A 17090-nucleotide genomic window follows, 5' to 3' on the forward strand; every position below is an offset into this window, starting at 1 on the left:
AAGATGCTATAGACGACAAGGAGCGAGAGTGCAGCTTCCAAGGCGTAGGAGCTCCAGTAGACATAAAAATAAATACGATATGCCAGATGTTTATCGATGAGAGCTAAAGTGTTGAGCCTAACTAAGCTCAACCAAACCAAATCCGCCCCTAATCTGACCGATAAGAATGCAACCAGATAACGGAAATTTCGTACGGCTTCGCTGCGCAATAGGAATACAAGAGCCGCTGCGCAGAGCAAAGGTTCGAGATACGAAAAAAGAGATACTATCCAAGCTGCATTCATCTTGCCGTCCCCGTGAGACTAATAAAAGCCTAGCCTATTCCACGGGGGCATACAACAGATAAATCGCAAGCTAAGCATTTTTTGCATAACTCGATCTTTGCAACGAACTACTCGAAAAACTACCAGCTGCTTCCAAAATTGCATGCATTGGGAGAATTCGGGGGGCACATGGGAGTCGGAGCAGCGCTGACCTTTGCAGTGATGGTGGCCTTGGAAGAGGCGGAGGAGGTCTGGGTGGTTGCAGCGGCACCGGTGAGGGCGAGGACGACTACGAAAGCGCGGACGATGTTTTTCATGACTGGGTACCCCAAAAGTTGTATTTCTCTACTGTCGATTTTGGTGGACAGATTCGATAGACTGAGAGTAGGATCGCTTTGGAAGTAAGTCCAATAGAATCAAAGACATACTTGAGTATTAAACTGCAAAAGTGACCGACGTAACTATGCGGTTTTTGCATGCGCAAGACTATGCAGTTTTCACTTGATAAAAGTGGAATCTAATTTCCCTTTTCAGATTCACTGCGAATGAATTACCCAGAACGGGAAGATTAGTGTCGAGGGAGATAAGACGGACGGGAGGCACTACATTACCGTCGCATTCGTTTTTTCTTCTCCATCCTGATCCTGGGCAATGGGGACGGCAGCTCTATTGTTTTGGGAACCCATCGCCTTCGAACTTTGCCTGACGACGTGGACGGGGATGCGTGCAGATCGTCTCCACTCCGCAGAGGACAAAAACCGTTCGCTGCTCCGGTCGAGATGACGTTATTTCGAGTCCACGGGGGACTTTTTAGCGGAGGTCTGATTAAGTTCCTGAACCATCCTTCGGGGGCTAAAGCCCGTGATAGATGAGCGATTTGCGGCGCGGCTGAAGCCACGCCCTTTCAAAACGAAGACTTAATCAGAGGTTCCTTAGGGGCTTTTGACAGGTTTTGGGATCGCTGTTCGTCAGGGGAGTTCGATAAATGAGGGTCCCTGCGCCGGAGTTCTCCTGGCAAAAGATCTTTTATCCCTGACGAGGTGCGACGCGGAGTTGCGGGATCGTCGCGCCACAGTGGGCGACAGACGTCCCTTGAAAGACCTAGCTCAGGCCGACAGGCTTCTCCGATCTACGCCAACGGTAGAAGACGTCCCTGAAAACAGGGGGGGAATGGACGAGGGTTTACCAACTCAAAAACATGAACCAGGGCACTCGGAGCCATCGGGACTTAGTCGCGTTGACGACAATCTCCGGTTCAGAGACTTGAAATGTGAACTTTTCGGGGGGATGAAAAAACGATCCCCGCCTAATCCTCGAAATGATGAAGAGGTGTCCGGCGGGGATGCAGGTTCTAAGCCTGAGCAGGGGCAGATTCAGCGGGCGTCGGGGTGACCGGTGCGGGCTTCTTTACGGGTACGGCTTCCGCCTTCTTCGAAGGGGCGATGATGGCATGAAGCGTTGTGCCTTCCATGCGGGGCATGAATTCGACCAGGCCAGCGTCGCCGATATCGAGGATGAGGCGGTTAATGATCTTGTAACCGAGGTCGCGGTGGGCCATCTGGCGGCCCTTGAAGCGGAGCGACGCCTTGACCTTGTCGCCTTCGCCGAGGAAGCGGACTGCCTGGTTCTTCTTGGTCTGATAGTCGTGCTCGTCGACGGTGACGGAGAATTTGACCTCTTTGATGACGATGATCTTCTGCTTTTTGCGGGCGGCGCGGTCGCTCTTGTCCTTCTCGTAGAGGAACTTGCCGTAGTCCTGGATCTTGCAGACGGGAGGAACGGCGTTGGGGGAGATCTCTACGAGGTCGAGAGAGCGCTCGCGGGCCATCTTGAGGGCTTCAAAAGGAGCCATGACGCCGAGTTGTTCGCCGTTCTCGTCGATGACGCGGATTTCGCGTGCGCGGATACGTTCATTGGTGCGGATGAAAGACTTTGCGGAACGTTTATCGATCGGTGGAATAAGTCGCCTCCACAGCGTGCTTTGCGGCTCGCTATGCGTTTGTATAGGGTTAGGCGCACCTCAGGTCTTAAAGGTTGCGTCGCAACGTGAAGTATAGCACTTCTATTGCCACGATTCGGATGCGGCACGAACCGGGACGCGGCGGCTTGCCTTGAAGACGGAATAGCAGATACTGTGTGTATGCTCCGCCGATGAGAGGAAACCAATGAAACGTCGCATTTTGCTGGTCGATGATGAAGTTGCCGTACTGCTGACTTTGAAGGCAGTGCTCGAAATCAGTGGATTTGAAGTGGACACGGCCGCTTCGGCGAAGGAAGGCCGGTCGAAGCTGCATACGCATGAGTACCAGATGGTCATTACGGACATGCGGATGGAGGGCGAGGCCTCCGGGTTGGAGGTCATCGAGGCAGCACGGGCGGCGGCATATCGGCCGGCAGTGGCGCTGTTGACGGCGTTTCCAGCGGCGGAGGAGGACTGGCAGGAGATGGGCGCGGACAAGATGCTGGTGAAGCCGATGCATACGCGCGTTCTGCTGGAACAACTTGAAAAGCTGCTGATTTCGCACGAAAGCAAGCTGGCCAAAGGAGCGAGCGGGAAAAAGGCGGCTACGAAGAAGACCTCGGCGAAGAAATCTCCGGCAAAGAATACTCCAGCCAAGAAGATCACTGCCAAGCAGGCTCCGGCCAAAAAGGCAGTTTCGAAGAAAGCTGCCACAACGAAGTTGGCAGTGAAGAAAACGACGGCAAAGAAAGCTTCCGGGAAAAAGCGGAGCTGATTTGTGCGGTTTTCCTGCGCGAATTTTGTCCGTTTTTCTGCCTTGGGTGGGCAGCTTTAGGTGGAGCTGTGGGCCTTGATGTAATTGCGAAGGGTGATGTTGATGTCGAGGGCCTTCTGGACGCCACCGTCCAACATGCGCAGCCAGTCGGAGGCGGGCTCCTTCATCTCAGTGGTGCTGAGCAGGTAGCTGGTCTGCACGATGATCTCAAGGGCGTTGCTGAGGTCGTGGGCGAGTTTGCGCATCTCGACGGCGAGATCTTCGGGGATCTGGGGAGCGTTGCTGTCGTTCCGGGAATCAGAGGGATGCGTGCCGGGCCTGGAGCCTTGATCGTTCATGAGTAAAAGTCCTGCTTCGAGGTTTCGTAGATAATCAGATGCTAGATTGCGGGAATGGTCTCTCACGCGGCAGTGGAATTGACAGGCGCGCCGGTGTTTGTAAGACTGAATGCTCGCGGTTGAACGGTTCTGGATCTTACTGGAACGTCTATACCGGGCCGTAGTGGCGGAATTGGCAGACGCGCATGGTTCAGGTCCATGTACTCGCAAGGGTGTGGGGGTTCGAGTCCCCCCTTCGGCACCAAAGATTAAAAGAATGAGCACCTTTCGGGGTGCTCATTTCTGTTTTGAGAGGGTTGAGGACGCCGAGGAATCCGGTGTCGTTTATCCTTATCACTGTCCACCATGAACGATGCCATCCCCCAGCTACTGACTTACGATGAGACCGCGCTTGACAGCGCCTTTGCCGCCGTTTCCGACGAGGTCCGCAGCGGGGCCTCGACGCTCGCGACTCCTAACGCGCAGGAGGCCTTTCGGCTGCACTGGCTGGGAAGGAAGCAGGGCCGACTGAAGCTGATCAGCGAGGCGTGGTTGAAATCGGCCCCGGCCGAGGCGCGCAAACCGCTGGGCATACGGTTCAACCAACTCAAGCAGGAGATTGAGGCGGCGCTTGAGGCCCCAGTGGCTGCGTCTGGCGCGGCGGTGGTGCGCGGAATCGACATTACGCTGCCGGGAACGGTTCGGCAACCGGGGATCGCTCATCCGCTACTGCAGACGATGGAGGAGATCGTTCGGGTCTTCCACCATCTTGGCTACTCGACCAACCTTGGGCCGCAGGTGGAGAGCGACTTCTATAACTTCGAGGCGCTGAACTTTCCGCAGAACCACCCGGCGCGGGATACGCAGGACACGCTTCAGATCGCGAATCAGGGATCGAAGGCGAGCCGCGACCGGTTGCTGATGCGGACGCACACTTCGCCGGTACAAATACGGACGATGGTGGCTCAGGCTCCGCCGATCCGCATCGTCATTCCGGGCAAGGTGCACCGCAACGATGCCGCGGACGCTACCCACTCCCCGATCTTTCACCAGGTCGAGGGACTTTGCGTGGACACGAACATCACCTTTTCTGACCTGAAGGGGACGCTCGACCATGCGATGAAGGCGCTCTTCGGCTCGGGGGTGAAGACACGGTTCTTTCCCAGCTTCTTCCCTTTCACGGAGCCGTCGGCCGATGTGCAGATCTCGTGCATCTTCTGCGGAGGCAAGGGCTGCCGGAAGTGCAAGCACTCGGGCTGGATTGAGCTGCTGGGTTGCGGCATGGTCGACCCTGCTGTGTTTGCCGCAGTGACCGACGAACGGCGCAAGCTGGGTCTCGATGACGATGCCTACAATCCTGATCGCATCACCGGCTTTGCCTTTGGCATGGGCGTCGAGCGGATTGCCATGATTCAACATGGCATCTCGGATATTGGGCAGTTCTATAGCGGCGATATGCGGTTTCTGGAGCAGTTCGCTTAAGGAAAATAAGCAAAGGCCGCCCCTAGCGGACTCCGAGCACGTCGCATTTTGCGTGCAAGGCTAACTGGTGGGCCGTGCCGCCGAGGTAGCGGCTGAATCCTCCAGGCTCACGACGAAGGCCAACGACCAGAAGCTCAGGCAATAGCCGATCGATCCCCTGGAGCAGAGCGTCGATCTCGTCTCCTTCGATCAACTCGGAGCGCAGGCTGATACCGGCCTGCTCTGCCATGGCTCGGGCTTTGTTGTGCAAGTCCTCATAAAAGGCCCGCTTCTGATTTTTGAGCAGTAGCGGAACCTCGGGAGCAACGGCAGATACGTAGCTCATATAAGCGGGCTGGTTCTCGATGACGGTGATGAGATAGATCTCTCCGGCGACGAGCGTGGCCAGATCGAGCGCCGAACGAAAGGCACGCTCCGCTTCCGGCGATTCATCGAATGCAACTGCAATCTTCTTGAACATCGCATCTCCTCAGCTTGCAAACTTACGAGATTGTGATGCTTCAGGTTGTGAGGCAGACGTTTTAAATGCTAGGAGCGCTTTTTCTTTGAGAGGCCAATGAAGCCGAACAGCAGATGCAAGACGGCCAGAGCCAGCGCACCCCAAAAAGCCGCGCCAAAGGTAGTTACGGCGAAGCCCGGTACGAACTTGCTGGAGAACCATAGGATCACCGCGTTGATGACCAGGAAGAAGATGCCGAAGGTGAGGATCCCCAGCGGCAGCGTGATGATTTTGAGAAAGAGGCCGAGTGTCGCGTTGAAGAGGCCGATAATGATGACCGCAATGAGCGCGGAGATGAGGCTGCTGACGTGGAATCCCTCGACAAAGTGCGAGACGATCAGCAGGGCCACTGCATTCAATATCCAGTGCAGAAGTAATCGGAGCATAATCGGTTTTCTCTCTTTTCAGCCTGAAGTTAAGTTCCGACTTCGCCGGTCAGGCTCACTGACAGAAAAAGCATACCCTATCTTCTTTAAAACGATTCCGGTTTGATGAGTCCAACGAACTCTTCGGAATGTCTAAGTATCACGCGAGATAATGTTCCGAGGGAGGGCTACCAACCGTGGCGAAACAGTTTGAGCGGATTGAACCGCTCCATCGCGAGTTCATCGAAAAACAGCGGATCTTCTTCAACGCCTCGGCTGCGGCGGAAGGGCATGTCAATGTCTCGCCGCGGGATGGCGCTGCGCTCCGCGTCTTGACAGCCAATACCGTGGTCTATCTTGACCGCACGGGCAGCGGAAATGAGACTGCCGCCCACCTGCTCGCCAATGGCCGGTTGACTCTTATGTTCTGTGCGTTTGAAGGGCCCCCGTTGATTCTTCGGCTGTATGGGCAGGGGCGCATTGTGCCGCGTCATAGTTCCGAGTACGCCGACCTGCTGGCTTCTGAGTTTGGAGGCGTGGAACCTCCCGGAGCGCGGCAGATGGTCTGGCTGGACGTCGATCTGGTGCAGACATCATGCGGCTTCGGCGTGCCTCTGTTCGACTATGCGGGTGAGCGCGATCAGCTCACGCGCTGGGCGGAGGCGAAGGGCGAAAAGGGTCTGGAGGAGTACTGGCACCTGAAAAATGAGCGCAGCATCGATGGATTTCCGACCGGGCTGTTTGAGGAGCCCACTTCTGCGTGACCGCGGCGAGGCGGGCAGCTCAACATTTAGACTAGAGAGCGTCCACCATGAAGATTCTTACAAGCTGGCTCCGCTCTTATCTGCCCTCACTTTCCGTCTCTGACCGGCAACTGGCCGATGACCTGACGCTTCGCGGCATCGCTGTCGAAGGCGTGCATGACCTTGGCGAAGGAAATGGCCATCTTTTTGAGATGGACATTACGACCAATCGCGTCGATGCGATGAACCACTACGGCATTGCGCGGGAGGCGGCAACGATCTATAACCTGCCACTGGCTCCGCTGGAGACGGCGCTGCCTGTTGCAGTGGCGGCCGCAAGGACTTTTCCGGTGCGGATTGAGGCGCCGGAGCTTTGTGGGCGGTTTACGGCGCGGGTGCTGCGCGGGGTGACGATTGCTCCGAGTGCGGGGCGGGTGGCTGAATACTTCAACCTGCTGGGGCAGAAGCAGATATTGAATGCTGTTGATGCGAGCAACTTTGTGCTGATGGGGATGGGGCATCCTACGCATGCCTTCGATCTGGACAAGATTGAGGGCGGGATTGTGGTTCGGCTAGCGCGCAAGGGCGAGAAGCTGCGGCTGCTGGACGGGGCGGAGCGGACGCTGGAGGCAGACGATCTTGTAGTGGCCGACGAGAAGAAGGCGCTGGCGCTGGCAGGCGTGATGGGCGGCTGGGACTCCATGATTACGGCGGAGACGAAGAACATTCTGGTGGAGGCGGCGTGGTTCGATCCGGCGAGCATTCGACGTAGCTCGCGGCGGCACATGCTGCACACGGACGCTTCGCACCGGTTTGAGCGGGGAGCCGACTTCAATGCTGCTCCGGTGGCCAATGCGCTGGTCTCGCGGCTGATCCTCGAGAGCGGCGGACAGGTTGAGGGCGAGCTTGTGGACGTAGTCATTCCAGCGGCTGCGGCGAAGACGGCTGATCGTATGCCGATTGCGCTCTCGGTGAGGCAGGTGCAGCGGCATCTCGGGACGACGATTGCCGCTGAGGGAATTACTAAGGAGATTGTGGCGCAGTATCTGGCGGCGCTGGGCTGTGAGCTGACGGCGACGGGAGGCGATACGTTTGCGGCAAAGCTGCCGAGCTGGCGGCTCGATCTGGAGCGCGAGATCGACCTGATCGAAGAGGTGGCGCGGGTCTACGGCTACAACGGATTTGCCAATACGCTGCCGACTCCGGGCATTGTGATTGCGCATCCTGCCGCAGCTGCCGAGGCCGCGGTGCGCGAACGGCTGCTGGCGCTGGGGTTCAGCGAATCGATCTCGAGCACCTTTGCCTCGCAGGCCGAGAGCGATTTGTTTGCAGCGACGGGCAAGGGGACAGTTGCGATGGAGAATCCTCTGTCGGAGGAGGCGGCGTTGCTGCGGCCTTCTCTGGTGCCGGGAATGTTGACCATGCTGGCGCATAACCTGAACCGCGATGTGCAGACGGTGAGACTGTTTGAGCAGGGCGCCATCTTTACTGGCGGGACCGATGAGGTGGTGGAGTCGGCTTCGTTGTCGTTGGGGCTGACGGGAGCGGTGGCGGCAAGTCCGCTCCATAGTGCGCAGGATGCTCCAGTGTTTGAGCTGAAGGGCGTGATTGAGTCGCTGCTCTCGCTGTTTGCTTGCGGCGAGGTTGCCTTTACGGCCGATGCGCCGGTGTGGTTGCAGGCGGGACGAAGTGCTACAGCGTTATTGAATGGCGAGCCTGTGGCTCGGTTTGGCGAGCTCTCCGCTTCAGAAACAGCCCGGCGCAAGCTGCGGCAGCCCATTTATCTGGCGCAGATTGACCTCGACAAGCTGTATGCGATTCCCCTGCGCCAGGTGACGGCGCGTGAGATCTCGCGGTTTCAGGCTGTCGAACGCGATTTTTCGTTTACCTTTTCTGACTCGATGCAGTGGCAGACCATTGCTGCGGCGATCCGTGCGCTGGGGATTCCTGAGCTACAGCGGCTGGCACCGACCGAGATCTTCAGGGATGCGAAGGGCAAGTCGGTGCCGCCGGGTTACTACGCAATCCTGCTGAAGTGCGTGTTTCAGTCGAACGAGCGCACCCTGCGGGAGGATGAGCTGACGACGTGGTGGAGCAACATTATTGCCACGCTGACCAAGCTGGGCGGGACGATTCGCGCTCCGGGGCTTTAGGGTCGAAGCATTTTCCATCACCTGCTGCAAGTGTTTGCAGCAAAAGAGGCAGGCATCCACATAGATTCCACACAGCTTTTCCCCAACAAAATCCACGTCGCTGCCGTCTATACTTTAAGAATATGAGTACATCTACCATCAGCGTCGATGAGTTTCAGGCGCTTGAGCAAAAAGTCCTTCGTGCCGTTGAGATCGTAAAGCGGGAGCGCGAAGCCCGCGCTGCTGCCGAAGCCCAGGTTGCATCACTGAACGAACAGCTTGAATCCCAGCTTACTGCCCAGATTGCCGTCGAGTCGCAGCTCAACACGCTGACCAAGGAGCGCGATGCCGTGCGCCAGCGGGTCGAGAAGATGCTGCAACAGATGGACGAACTCCTCTAACTCGATTTGACGAACTCCTCTTACTGAATTTTCACAAGGAGCAGCGATGGAGCAGACAGTCGAAGTCCCGGAACAGCAGGCCGAAAGCCAGTCCATCGCCGTCGAGATCTACGACCAGATCTATAACCTGCGTGGGACGGACCCGGACTATATCGAGCGGCTCGCTCATATAGTCGATGCCAAGATGCGTGCGGTCTCGGCGCATGGCGGCACGGTCGACAGCCTGCGCGTGGCAGTGCTGGCAGCGTTGAACATCGCCGACGAGCTGTGCACCGCGCGGCAGCGGCAGGATGTGCTCGCCGGAAGCCTGTCGCAGTCGCAGGTCTCGATGCGTTCGCGCGCGGGATCGCTGGCGGGCCTGCTGGACGAGGTTCTGGAAGAGCGCAAGGCCGGTTAGTTTCCTGCCCATCGCCTCGGAAAAGAGGAGCCTGCGTGTATATCCCCAAAGCCAACGAAGAAAGCCGGCTCGAAGTGCTGCACGATCTGATTGAGTCGCATCCGCTGGCATCGCTGGTCACGATGACTTCCTCCGGCCTCTTCGCGTCGCACCTTCCGATGGTGCTCGAACGCAAATCGGCGACGCACGGACTATTGAAGGGGCATCTCTCGCGGGCAAACAAGCAATGGCGCGACTTTCAGCCTGAGGTCGAGGCTTTGGCCATCTTCTCCGGCCCGGAGCATTACATCACTCCATCCTGGTACGTCGAGAAGGAAGAGACCGGCAAGGTTGTGCCTACGTGGAACTATGCCGTTGTCCATGTCTACGGGACTCTGAAGGTGATTGAAGACCCTGCGTGGCTCATCGAGCATCTCAATGCGCTGACTACCGTTCATGAAGCTGCTTTTCCTACTCCGTGGCAGGTCAGTGATGCGCCTGCCGATTATGTGGCGTCGCTGCTGAACGGCATCGTCGGGCTGGAGCTTCCCATCGAACGCATCGAGGGCAAATGGAAGGCCAGCCAGAACCGGTCGGAGCGCGACCGCGCCGGGGTCGTCGAGGGGCTGGAGCGTCTCAATACTCCTGAAAGCCTGGCGATGAAAGCGCTTGTGGCTGGGGAGAAGAAATAAAAGCTACGCCACTTGAACTTCAGGATTGATTGCGTCAAGTCAGCGGGCAGGTTTCTTGAAGCCGGGAACAATACGCGACTCGACTTCCAGCTTGTGGTAGTTACGATAGCTGGCGCGGAACGACCAGACGATCTTATGGAAGGTTCCGGAACCACTGGTGACACGCAAGGCGATCGTCGAAGGCATCCAGAAGGTCTTGCCACCGAGGAGGACAGGCACATAGTCGACGGTAATGACCCGCTCGCCGATGAAGGGCGATCTGTATCTGTCCCCAGGGGTAATCGTGTGGTGCGGGGTGTTGAGTTCCAGGTGCGTGATCTGCATGGATGCGGGATCGATGAAGACACGTCCCTTGCTGCTCTCCTGTAGAAGACAGCCGGCGGTGTTCTGGGGAGTGAGAACCGTCGCGAAGCGGACAATGTAAGGGTCGGCCCGGCGGTTCTTATGGATCCGCTGCAACGTGTAGTTTGTGCAGGCTGCCTGTTTGAGCGAGACAACGGCGAGGCCGCCCTCGAACGCTCCGCTGAGCATAGTGGGGCCGTCCATATCCTGCGAGGTCGCTGGCTTGCCGTCAACGGTCTTGATCTCGCGCGACTCTACAAGAGTTGTCGTATGGTCGAGGTTGGAAGTGCGCTTGAGGCGGAAGACCGAGTCGGTGACGGTGTCGTCCTCCTTCCGTGGGCCGTGGTCCCTCTCGGAGACGACATGCTCCTCGCAGAAGAAGCTCGGGACACCGGTGTCGTAGTAGCTCAGATTAGCGTCCAGCCGCTGCAGAATCTCGTCCAGCGTGGGCATCTTCGCCCCCTGCGCACATAGCGCAGACGAAAATCCGATCAATGCAACTAGCGAAATGGCCGTGGATGCTCTGGAGTTCATGGCGTATCGCACAATTTGATGCAGTCCCATCATAGGCAATCAAGTTCACAGAGAGATTGATTTGACCGATGACGGGCTTCTCGACAACTCATCGCGGAGGAGAGGCGCGGCAGAATGCGCTTCTATACTACGCCGTGCTGTCAACTTGCTAATCCGCGCCGCCGCGTTTAGCATCCAACCTAGAAACCGGCCTGCGAAGCAGGTGCGCGATCTACGCTGGTTGAACCAACATTCATTGAACAGGGGTCTTGACTCGTATACATGGCTCGGTGTGCAACGTCCGCCAGTCCGGAATGCCTAAAGAGCCACGGCAGGGTCCCGCCGTCTTAGGACGGGTTCACCAGCGCTTCGTCGCACGGCCCAGCGGGTCGGTCTTCTTTTTTATTCTGCGATAGCTTTAGCGGCGGCATACTGCGCCTGAATTTTGATCGTGCATCCCACCCTTCTCCACTTCGGCCACATTACTCTCCCTACCTTCGGTGTCCTTGCCGCCGTGGGACTTATGGCCGCGCTGGCGCTTAGCCTGCGCACGGCAACCATTGCAGGGCTTAGCCCGGACCGGCTTTGGAATGCGGGGCTGTTCCTTCTGCTCTCTGCGTTCGTACTCTCGCGGTTGCTGCTGGTGGTGATGTACCTGCACGCTTTCTTGACCTATCCGATATTGTTGCTGGCGGTGCCTTCGCTTACGCCGCTGGGACTTCTGCTGACGGGCATCGTCACGTTGCTCTACCTGCGGGTTCGACGGCTTCCGCTGCTGGCGACGCTGGATGCGTGGGCTCCATGCGCGACGCTGATCTGGGCGTTTCTTGCGCTGGGGCACTTTGCCGAGGGCAGCGACCCGGGGCTGGTGACTACGCTGCCATGGGGAAGGCCGATGATCGCGGGAGGAATTCCGCTCCATCCGGTAGCCCTGTATGCTGCGATTGTGGCGGTATTGCTTACGGTGGTACTTTTTGGACATCTGCGGCGACGGCCAAGGCGCGGCGATACGGCTGCTTTTGCGCTGGCTGCCGTAGGGGTTGCACAGTTTCTGCTGACGTTTCTGCGTCAGCCCGATCCGTCTGTCGAACTGCTCGGCAATGTTCTCGATCCGATTCAATGGGTTGCCATAGGAATGATCGTTGCGGCTGGAATCATCTGGCTGCGACCACGAAAGCTGGTGTCCCATGCCGTCTAAAAATATGTTGCCCAAGGGCCAGCGCCGCCGCTCCGTCATGGCGGAATACCGCGCCACGCGCGGCGTCGAAGAGGCTGCACCCTTACCTGTTCCAGTGCTCGATATTGAAGATGAGACGGAAGATGGAATTCGCACCTTTGCTGCCGATGTAGCGGCTGCGGGGCTGCGGCTCGACCAGTATCTGGCACAGGCGATTCCGGACATCAGCCGGGCGCGGGTGCAGATGCTGATTGAAAATGGCCAGGTACGCGTCGATGGCCAGACTGCCAAGCCGAAGCACAAGCTGCACGGAGGCGAGTCCCTTGAGATAGAAGGCGCACCGCATCCGCCCCCGCTTCATGCAATTCCCGAGGACATTCCGCTGGACGTGCTGTACGAAGACCAATATCTGGCCATCATTAATAAGCCTGCGGGCATGATGGTCCATGCGGGTTCGGGCGCGAGCGAGGATGCGAGGAATCGCGGGACGCTGGTCAATGCCCTGCTCTTTCACTTCGCCAAGCTGTCGGACGTTGGCGGCGAGCTTCGGCCCGGCATCGTGCACCGGCTGGACAAGCAGACCAGCGGCATCATCGTTGTAGCCAAAGACGATAGCACCCACCGCAAGCTGGGGGAGATGTTCTCGCAGCGGGAGATTGCCAAGACCTACGTTGCGCTGGTTCACGGCAACGTCGCCAAGGACGATACAACCGTCAACCTGCCGATTGCACGCGACCTGGTTCGGCGTATACGGATGACGACGCGGAGGCCGGATGGGCGCTCGGCCGTGTCGCATGTCAAAGTTGTGGAGCGTATCAAGTCGGACTACGGCCTGTTTACGCTGGTCGAGGTTCGCATCGAGACCGGGCGGACGCACCAGATTCGCGTCCATATGCAGTCGCTGGGGCATCCCGTGGTGGGCGACAGCCTCTATGGCGCGCCGCATCGCATTGGCGACGGCGAGGATGCCCTGTCGCTGGATCGAAACTTTCTTCATGCAGCGCATCTGGCCTTTACCCACCCCCAAAGCAAGAAGGCAATGGACATAAAGACTCCCCTGCCCCAGGAGTTGCAGGCGTTTCTAGAGAAGATTCGAACGGGTTTTGGGGGAGTTGAGTAAAATCAATGCTTGTGATCGCATTTAACCGTACCCATCGTAGGCCCGGGTTATTGACCTTTGCTTTGCTGCTCCCAGTTGCATTTGCCGCTGCGCCTTTACGGGCACAGGCAAAGCCGACGCCTCCCACTGCTTCGGCAGCCGCCGCACCACAGACCTCTTCCGCGCAACAGTCGCCAGCATCCAGGACAACGCCACAGGGTCAGCCTGCGTCGCAGGAAGAGCCGATCACGACCATCAAGGTCCAGGTCAACGAAGTCAACCTGATCTTCACCGTCACCGATAAGAAGGGGCGCTTCATTACCGGTCTACAGCGCCAGAACTTCGGTCTGCTCGACGATGGACGGCCACCGGAGGCGGTCCTCGGCTTTACGCAGCAGACCAATCTGCCGCTTCGCGTCGGCATCATGCTCGATACGAGCAGCTCGATCCGCCAGCGGTTCCAGTTTGAACAGGACTCCGCAATCGAGTTCCTGCTCCAGGTGCTGCACCTGAACGACAAGGCCTTTGTCGAGGGCTTCGATATTTCGACCGACGTGGCCCAGGGCTTCACCAACAACGTCGACCTGCTGAACCAGGGGATTCGCAAGCTGCGGCCCGGAGGCGGTACGGCCCTTTACGACAGTCTGTATAAGACCTGCCGCGACCAAATGCTGGATCTGCCCGAGCCGGGATCCGTGCGGCGCGCATTGATCCTCGTCTCTGACGGCGACGATAATTACAGCCGAGCGCAGGAGAGCGACGCGATCAAGATGTGCCAGCGCGCCAATACCATCGTGTACGCGATCAGCACCAACGTCAGCCCCAGCCGCGACAAGGGCGATGACGTGCTGAAGGCCATCTCGGAGGCAACCGGCGGACAGGCTTTTTATCCGACGAAGATCGAAGACGTCGCCGTCGGATTCCGCAACATCGAACAGGAGCTGCGCAGCCAGTACTCGCTGGTGTATCGCCCGGCAGACTTCAGGCAGGATGGATCCTTCCGAACGATCTATCTGCAGGCACTTGACCCGCGATATCACGTCCGCGCGCAGAAGGGCTACTTCGCTCCGAAGCCGCCACAATAACTTACGAACCAGGAGAGACAGAAGCTATGGCTGAAGGCGCGGCGTTGTGGAAACAGGTCGACCAGTACATTACCGATCAGCTGATTCCTGCCGATTCGGTTCTTGAAGAGGCGCAGGCGGCCAATGCAGCCGCTGGCTTGCCGACAATCGATGTTGCACCCAACCAGGGGAAGCTGCTGCATCTGCTGGCCAGAATTGCGGGTGCAAAAAAAATTCTCGAGATCGGGACGCTGGGCGGCTATAGCACCACGTGGCTGGCGAGGGCGCTGCCTGAAGATGGCCGCCTGATCACGCTCGAATTCGATGCGAAGCATGCCGAGGTAGCTCGGAAGAACATCGCGCGCGCAGGACTGGACAAGTTGGTCACGGTGCGGCAGGGAGCTGCGCTCGATACGCTGCCGCTGCTTGTGGAAGAAGGCGAAGGCCCATTCGACCTGATCTTCATCGACGCGGACAAAAAGAATATTCCGAATTACCTGACATGGTCGTTGAAGCTCTCTCGCAAAGGGACCCTCATCCTCGTCGATAATGTCATCCGCGACGGCGAGGTCATCGACGCGTCTAGTGAAGACCCGAATGTGCAGGGAGCGCGGCAGCTCTTCGACATGCTGAAGTCGGAACCCAGGCTGCAAGCGACCGCGCTGCAAACGGTTGGCAGCAAAGGCTATGACGGCTTTGCCATGGCTGTCGTCGTCGAGTAAAGCCAGCCCCCTCCTCCGGCTTTGTCTGCTGCGAAATTACGAGGCAGGCAGGAAACTCTCAGGCTGCATCGGTGTCTAACTACGGAGGGAGAACTCCCATGAAGATGCGTCTGCGTTTTGCGCTGCCAACCTTTGCCTTGCTAGCCGCTACGGCCTGTGCGTCACTCATCGGTGTATCTACCGCATCGGCGCAACAGCCTGCGGGAATCCAGAATGCGTGGACAGAGCTGGCGAATCAACCTGCCAGCCACACGGCTTTCAGCTTCGACCGCACCATGATGCAGGTAGCACAGGCGCTGCTTGAGTCCGGCGGTATGGCCCCGGAACGCGCTGCCGCAGCCCTGACCGGCATTGCGGTGGACAACTACCACTACTCGGAGCCTGCCTTTTATACGCCCGAGGCGATGAGCGCCATTATCGCCAGCTATCATGCGGCGGGCTGGAAACATCTGGTCAACGCTAACCAGTCGCCCGAGTCATCGGCACAGCCTCGCGGTCCCATCACCGATCTCTGGCTGCACAACTCGGGGCCGAATATCAGCGGTGTGGTTGTGCTCACGCGCTCTCCGCGCGATATGAGCGTTATCCAGATCACATGCGATCTACGTCCGCTCGATCTTGTTCATCTCAGCGGTCACTTCGGCATTCCCAAGGTCGATCCCAACGCCGTCATGGTGCCTGCGCCGGACGGAAGATAACCTCTACCAGCCGTACTGCTCGACCTGCCGCAGCAGCGCGAGTTTGCGCTCGGGCGGCAGAAAGCTCGCCTCGACGGAGTTGGCTGCAAGCTCGCGCATCTGCTCCAGCGTGAAACCGTAGCGCTCCTGGGCTAGAACATACTCGTCGAGCAGGTTGCTGCCAAACATCGGCGGGTCGTCGGAGTTGAGCGTGACCATCAGGCCCGAATCAAAATATTGCCGCAAGGGATGATCGTCGAAGTTCGCGCAACAGCCGGTGCGGATGTTGCTGGTGACGTTGATCTCGAGCGGAATCTGCTTCTTGGCTAACACCTCGATTAATTCAGGATCGTCCTGGGCTGATAGCGCGTGGCCTACGCGTTCGGCACCGATGTTAATTGCTGACCAGATGCTCTCGGGGCCGACCGATTCTCCAGCGTGAGCGGTGAGGCGCAGGCCGACTTGCTTTGCCTCCGCATATAGCTCGCGGAAGAGGTCGGCGCTGCCGCGGGCCTCATCGCCGCCGATGCCGATGCCGACGATACTGGGATACTTCGGCTGCAGCTCGGCCGCCTTGCGAAATACCTTTGCGGCCTCGTCCGCACCGAAGTGACGAACGGCGTCGATGATCCAGAGGACGGTGGTGCCAAACTCCTGCTCACCACGGATGCGTCCCCGCTCGATGGCCTCAACATAGGGTTCGACCTCGGTCTTCTTCCAGTAATAGATGATGCCGAAAGAAATGTAGACCTCGGCGTGCACGACTCCCTGGGCCGCCAGCGCACGAATCATGTTGTAGGTGATCAGCTCGTAGTCCTCTGGCCCGCGCAGGCGCTCAGTAACGGCCTTGAAGGACATGAGGAAACCAAGAAAGTTCTCATACTTATAGAGTTCACGGGCAGATTCGAGGGTGAGAGGCTCGGCGTCGTGGCGGCGGCTCAGCTCGACCAGCGTCTCGGGCAGGATGGTGCCTTCGAGGTGGAGGTGCAGCTCTGCCTTAGGAAGTTTGCGGAGCCAGTCGACAACATCGATCTCTGCGTCTCGCTTTGTAGTTCGTTTAGCCATTCGTACCAGTTTAGGGCTTGCCGCTTGCCTCATGGTGCCGAACGTCTTCAGCCCTTGTAAAACTCGCTGCGTTTACGGCTGTAGAAGATATAGACGACCAGGCCGATAATCAGCCAGACGAAGAAGCGAATCCAGGTCTTGGCTGGCAGACCTGCCATCAGCAGCACGCAAAACAGAATTGAGAGCATAGGGATGATGGGGCCAAAGGGCACACGGAATCCGCGTGGCCGCTCCGGCTGCCTGATGCGCAGCACGATAACGCCGATCGAGACCAGCACAAAGGCAAACAGCGTTCCGATGTTCGACATCTCGGCGAAGGTGCCCACGTCGAAGAGGCCTGCCGGAATTGCCACGAGAATTCCTGCTACCCAGGTGGCAAAGGCGGGAGTGCGGAACTTTGGATGTACCCGGCTGAAGACATCGGGA

The 17090-nt window shown here is 58.2% G+C and carries 18 protein-coding genes, 1 tRNA gene, 1 other RNA gene and 2 pseudogenes; 14 read left to right on the top strand and 8 right to left on the bottom strand.

The features are described from left to right. Together VMU57_RS02545 and infC are read right to left on the bottom strand one after the other, a co-directional pair. Window positions 1-284, bottom strand: a pseudogene (locus VMU57_RS02545) (hypothetical protein); the annotation flags it as partial. Window positions 285-1689: 1405 nt separating this feature from the next. Then, a pseudogene (gene infC / locus VMU57_RS02550) lies at window positions 1690-2214 on the bottom strand (translation initiation factor IF-3); the annotation flags it as partial. A 214-nt stretch (window positions 2215-2428) separates the two neighbouring features. On the opposite strand from infC, the gene VMU57_RS02555 reads away from it, so the two are divergent. Next, on the top strand, window positions 2429-2998 hold the full coding sequence (locus VMU57_RS02555; RefSeq protein ID WP_325380469.1) for a response regulator: 570 nt from the start codon (window positions 2429-2431) through the stop codon (window positions 2996-2998). 56 nt (window positions 2999-3054) lie between these two features. Here the strand turns inward: VMU57_RS02555 and VMU57_RS02560 are convergent, their stop codons facing one another. Next, a complete protein-coding gene (locus VMU57_RS02560) occupies window positions 3055-3336 on the bottom strand; it encodes a hypothetical protein (protein ID WP_325380471.1) in 282 nt (93 codons plus the stop codon). Between the two features lie 157 nt (window positions 3337-3493). Between VMU57_RS02560 and VMU57_RS02565 the strand changes: the two genes are divergently transcribed. Both VMU57_RS02565 and pheS read left to right on the top strand, forming a co-directional pair. Next, a tRNA-Leu gene (locus tag VMU57_RS02565) sits at window positions 3494-3580 on the top strand. Window positions 3581-3681: 101 nt separating this feature from the next. Beyond that, entirely contained in the window at window positions 3682-4797 is a 1116-nt protein-coding gene (pheS, locus tag VMU57_RS02570; protein WP_325380473.1) for a phenylalanine--tRNA ligase subunit alpha, read from the top strand. A 22-nt stretch (window positions 4798-4819) separates the two neighbouring features. Here pheS and VMU57_RS02575 read toward each other — a convergent pair whose 3' ends face one another. Both VMU57_RS02575 and VMU57_RS02580 read right to left on the bottom strand, forming a co-directional pair. Continuing rightward, window positions 4820-5257 carry a universal stress protein gene (locus tag VMU57_RS02575; protein ID WP_325380475.1) on the bottom strand — a complete coding sequence of 146 codons (438 nt, stop codon included), beginning with the start codon at window positions 5255-5257 and terminating at the stop codon, window positions 4820-4822. A gap of 68 nt (window positions 5258-5325) precedes the next feature. Further along, complete coding sequence (locus VMU57_RS02580) at window positions 5326-5682, bottom strand: phage holin family protein (RefSeq protein WP_325380477.1); 357 nt, start codon at window positions 5680-5682, stop codon at window positions 5326-5328. A gap of 176 nt (window positions 5683-5858) precedes the next feature. On the opposite strand from VMU57_RS02580, the gene VMU57_RS02585 reads away from it, so the two are divergent. The 5 genes from VMU57_RS02585 to VMU57_RS02605 all read left to right on the top strand — a co-directional run bounded on the left by VMU57_RS02585 (window position 5859) and on the right by VMU57_RS02605 (window position 10005). Beyond that, window positions 5859-6425: a pyridoxamine 5'-phosphate oxidase family protein gene (locus VMU57_RS02585; RefSeq protein WP_325380479.1), complete on the top strand. Its 567-nt coding sequence runs from the start codon at window positions 5859-5861 to the stop codon at window positions 6423-6425. A 47-nt stretch (window positions 6426-6472) separates the two neighbouring features. Beyond that, window positions 6473-8557 (top strand): phenylalanine--tRNA ligase subunit beta, encoded by a 2085-nt coding sequence (gene pheT, locus VMU57_RS02590; RefSeq protein WP_325380481.1) that lies wholly within the window; start codon window positions 6473-6475, stop codon window positions 8555-8557. A 122-nt stretch (window positions 8558-8679) separates the two neighbouring features. After that, window positions 8680-8937, top strand: a complete 258-nt coding sequence (locus VMU57_RS02595) for a hypothetical protein (protein WP_325380483.1) — start codon at window positions 8680-8682, stop codon at window positions 8935-8937. Window positions 8938-8983: 46 nt separating this feature from the next. Beyond that, window positions 8984-9334: a cell division protein ZapA gene (locus VMU57_RS02600; protein WP_325380485.1), complete on the top strand. Its 351-nt coding sequence runs from the start codon at window positions 8984-8986 to the stop codon at window positions 9332-9334. 35 nt (window positions 9335-9369) lie between these two features. Continuing rightward, window positions 9370-10005 (top strand): FMN-binding negative transcriptional regulator, encoded by a 636-nt coding sequence (locus VMU57_RS02605; RefSeq protein ID WP_325380487.1) that lies wholly within the window; start codon window positions 9370-9372, stop codon window positions 10003-10005. Window positions 10006-10044: 39 nt separating this feature from the next. On the opposite strand, the gene VMU57_RS02610 is transcribed toward VMU57_RS02605, so the two are convergent. Next, on the bottom strand, window positions 10045-10800 hold the full coding sequence (locus tag VMU57_RS02610; protein ID WP_325380489.1) for a hypothetical protein: 756 nt from the start codon (window positions 10798-10800) through the stop codon (window positions 10045-10047). Between the two features lie 266 nt (window positions 10801-11066). Between VMU57_RS02610 and ssrS the strand changes: the two genes are divergently transcribed. The 6 genes from ssrS to VMU57_RS02640 all read left to right on the top strand — a co-directional run bounded on the left by ssrS (window position 11067) and on the right by VMU57_RS02640 (window position 15620). After that, window positions 11067-11255: non-coding RNA, 6S RNA (ssrS, locus tag VMU57_RS02615), on the top strand. Between the two features lie 56 nt (window positions 11256-11311). After that, window positions 11312-12058 (top strand): prolipoprotein diacylglyceryl transferase, encoded by a 747-nt coding sequence (locus tag VMU57_RS02620; protein WP_325380491.1) that lies wholly within the window; start codon window positions 11312-11314, stop codon window positions 12056-12058. Beyond that, complete coding sequence (locus tag VMU57_RS02625) at window positions 12048-13157, top strand: RluA family pseudouridine synthase (protein WP_325380493.1); 1110 nt, start codon at window positions 12048-12050, stop codon at window positions 13155-13157. The genes VMU57_RS02620 and VMU57_RS02625 overlap by 11 nt, the downstream gene beginning before the upstream one ends. Before the next feature lie 50 nt (window positions 13158-13207). After that, window positions 13208-14221 (top strand): VWA domain-containing protein, encoded by a 1014-nt coding sequence (locus tag VMU57_RS02630; RefSeq protein WP_325380495.1) that lies wholly within the window; start codon window positions 13208-13210, stop codon window positions 14219-14221. Between the two features lie 26 nt (window positions 14222-14247). Then, on the top strand, window positions 14248-14922 hold the full coding sequence (locus VMU57_RS02635; protein ID WP_325380497.1) for an O-methyltransferase: 675 nt from the start codon (window positions 14248-14250) through the stop codon (window positions 14920-14922). 98 nt (window positions 14923-15020) lie between these two features. Then, window positions 15021-15620: a hypothetical protein gene (locus tag VMU57_RS02640; RefSeq protein ID WP_325380499.1), complete on the top strand. Its 600-nt coding sequence runs from the start codon at window positions 15021-15023 to the stop codon at window positions 15618-15620. Window positions 15621-15623: 3 nt separating this feature from the next. Here VMU57_RS02640 and add read toward each other — a convergent pair whose 3' ends face one another. Both add and VMU57_RS02650 read right to left on the bottom strand, forming a co-directional pair. After that, the gene (gene add / locus VMU57_RS02645) at window positions 15624-16664 is read right to left on the bottom strand and encodes an adenosine deaminase (RefSeq protein WP_325380501.1); all 1041 of its coding nucleotides are present in this window, start codon (window positions 16662-16664) and stop codon (window positions 15624-15626) included. A gap of 47 nt (window positions 16665-16711) precedes the next feature. Continuing rightward, on the bottom strand, window positions 16712-17090 hold a 379-nt coding region (locus VMU57_RS02650), incomplete at its 5' end, for an APC family permease (protein ID WP_325380503.1).

The sequence above is a fragment of the Edaphobacter sp. genome (assembly GCF_035532915.1).
Taxonomy (GTDB): domain Bacteria; phylum Acidobacteriota; class Terriglobia; order Terriglobales; family Acidobacteriaceae; genus Edaphobacter.

Coding starts and splice junctions, on each gene's coding strand:
- VMU57_RS02555 (WP_325380469.1), top strand. CDS start 2,429: ATGAAACGTCGCATTTTGCTGGTCGATGATGAAGTTGCCGTACTGCTG.
- VMU57_RS02560 (WP_325380471.1), bottom strand. CDS start 3,336: ATGAACGATCAAGGCTCCAGGCCCGGCACGCATCCCTCTGATTCCCGG.
- pheS (WP_325380473.1), top strand. CDS start 3,682: ATGAACGATGCCATCCCCCAGCTACTGACTTACGATGAGACCGCGCTT.
- VMU57_RS02575 (WP_325380475.1), bottom strand. CDS start 5,257: ATGTTCAAGAAGATTGCAGTTGCATTCGATGAATCGCCGGAAGCGGAG.
- VMU57_RS02580 (WP_325380477.1), bottom strand. CDS start 5,682: ATGCTCCGATTACTTCTGCACTGGATATTGAATGCAGTGGCCCTGCTG.
- pheT (WP_325380481.1), top strand. CDS start 6,473: ATGAAGATTCTTACAAGCTGGCTCCGCTCTTATCTGCCCTCACTTTCC.
- VMU57_RS02595 (WP_325380483.1), top strand. CDS start 8,680: ATGAGTACATCTACCATCAGCGTCGATGAGTTTCAGGCGCTTGAGCAA.
- VMU57_RS02600 (WP_325380485.1), top strand. CDS start 8,984: ATGGAGCAGACAGTCGAAGTCCCGGAACAGCAGGCCGAAAGCCAGTCC.
- VMU57_RS02610 (WP_325380489.1), bottom strand. CDS start 10,800: ATGCCCACGCTGGACGAGATTCTGCAGCGGCTGGACGCTAATCTGAGC.
- VMU57_RS02625 (WP_325380493.1), top strand. CDS start 12,048: ATGCCGTCTAAAAATATGTTGCCCAAGGGCCAGCGCCGCCGCTCCGTC.
- VMU57_RS02635 (WP_325380497.1), top strand. CDS start 14,248: ATGGCTGAAGGCGCGGCGTTGTGGAAACAGGTCGACCAGTACATTACC.
- VMU57_RS02640 (WP_325380499.1), top strand. CDS start 15,021: ATGAAGATGCGTCTGCGTTTTGCGCTGCCAACCTTTGCCTTGCTAGCC.
- add (WP_325380501.1), bottom strand. CDS start 16,664: ATGGCTAAACGAACTACAAAGCGAGACGCAGAGATCGATGTTGTCGAC.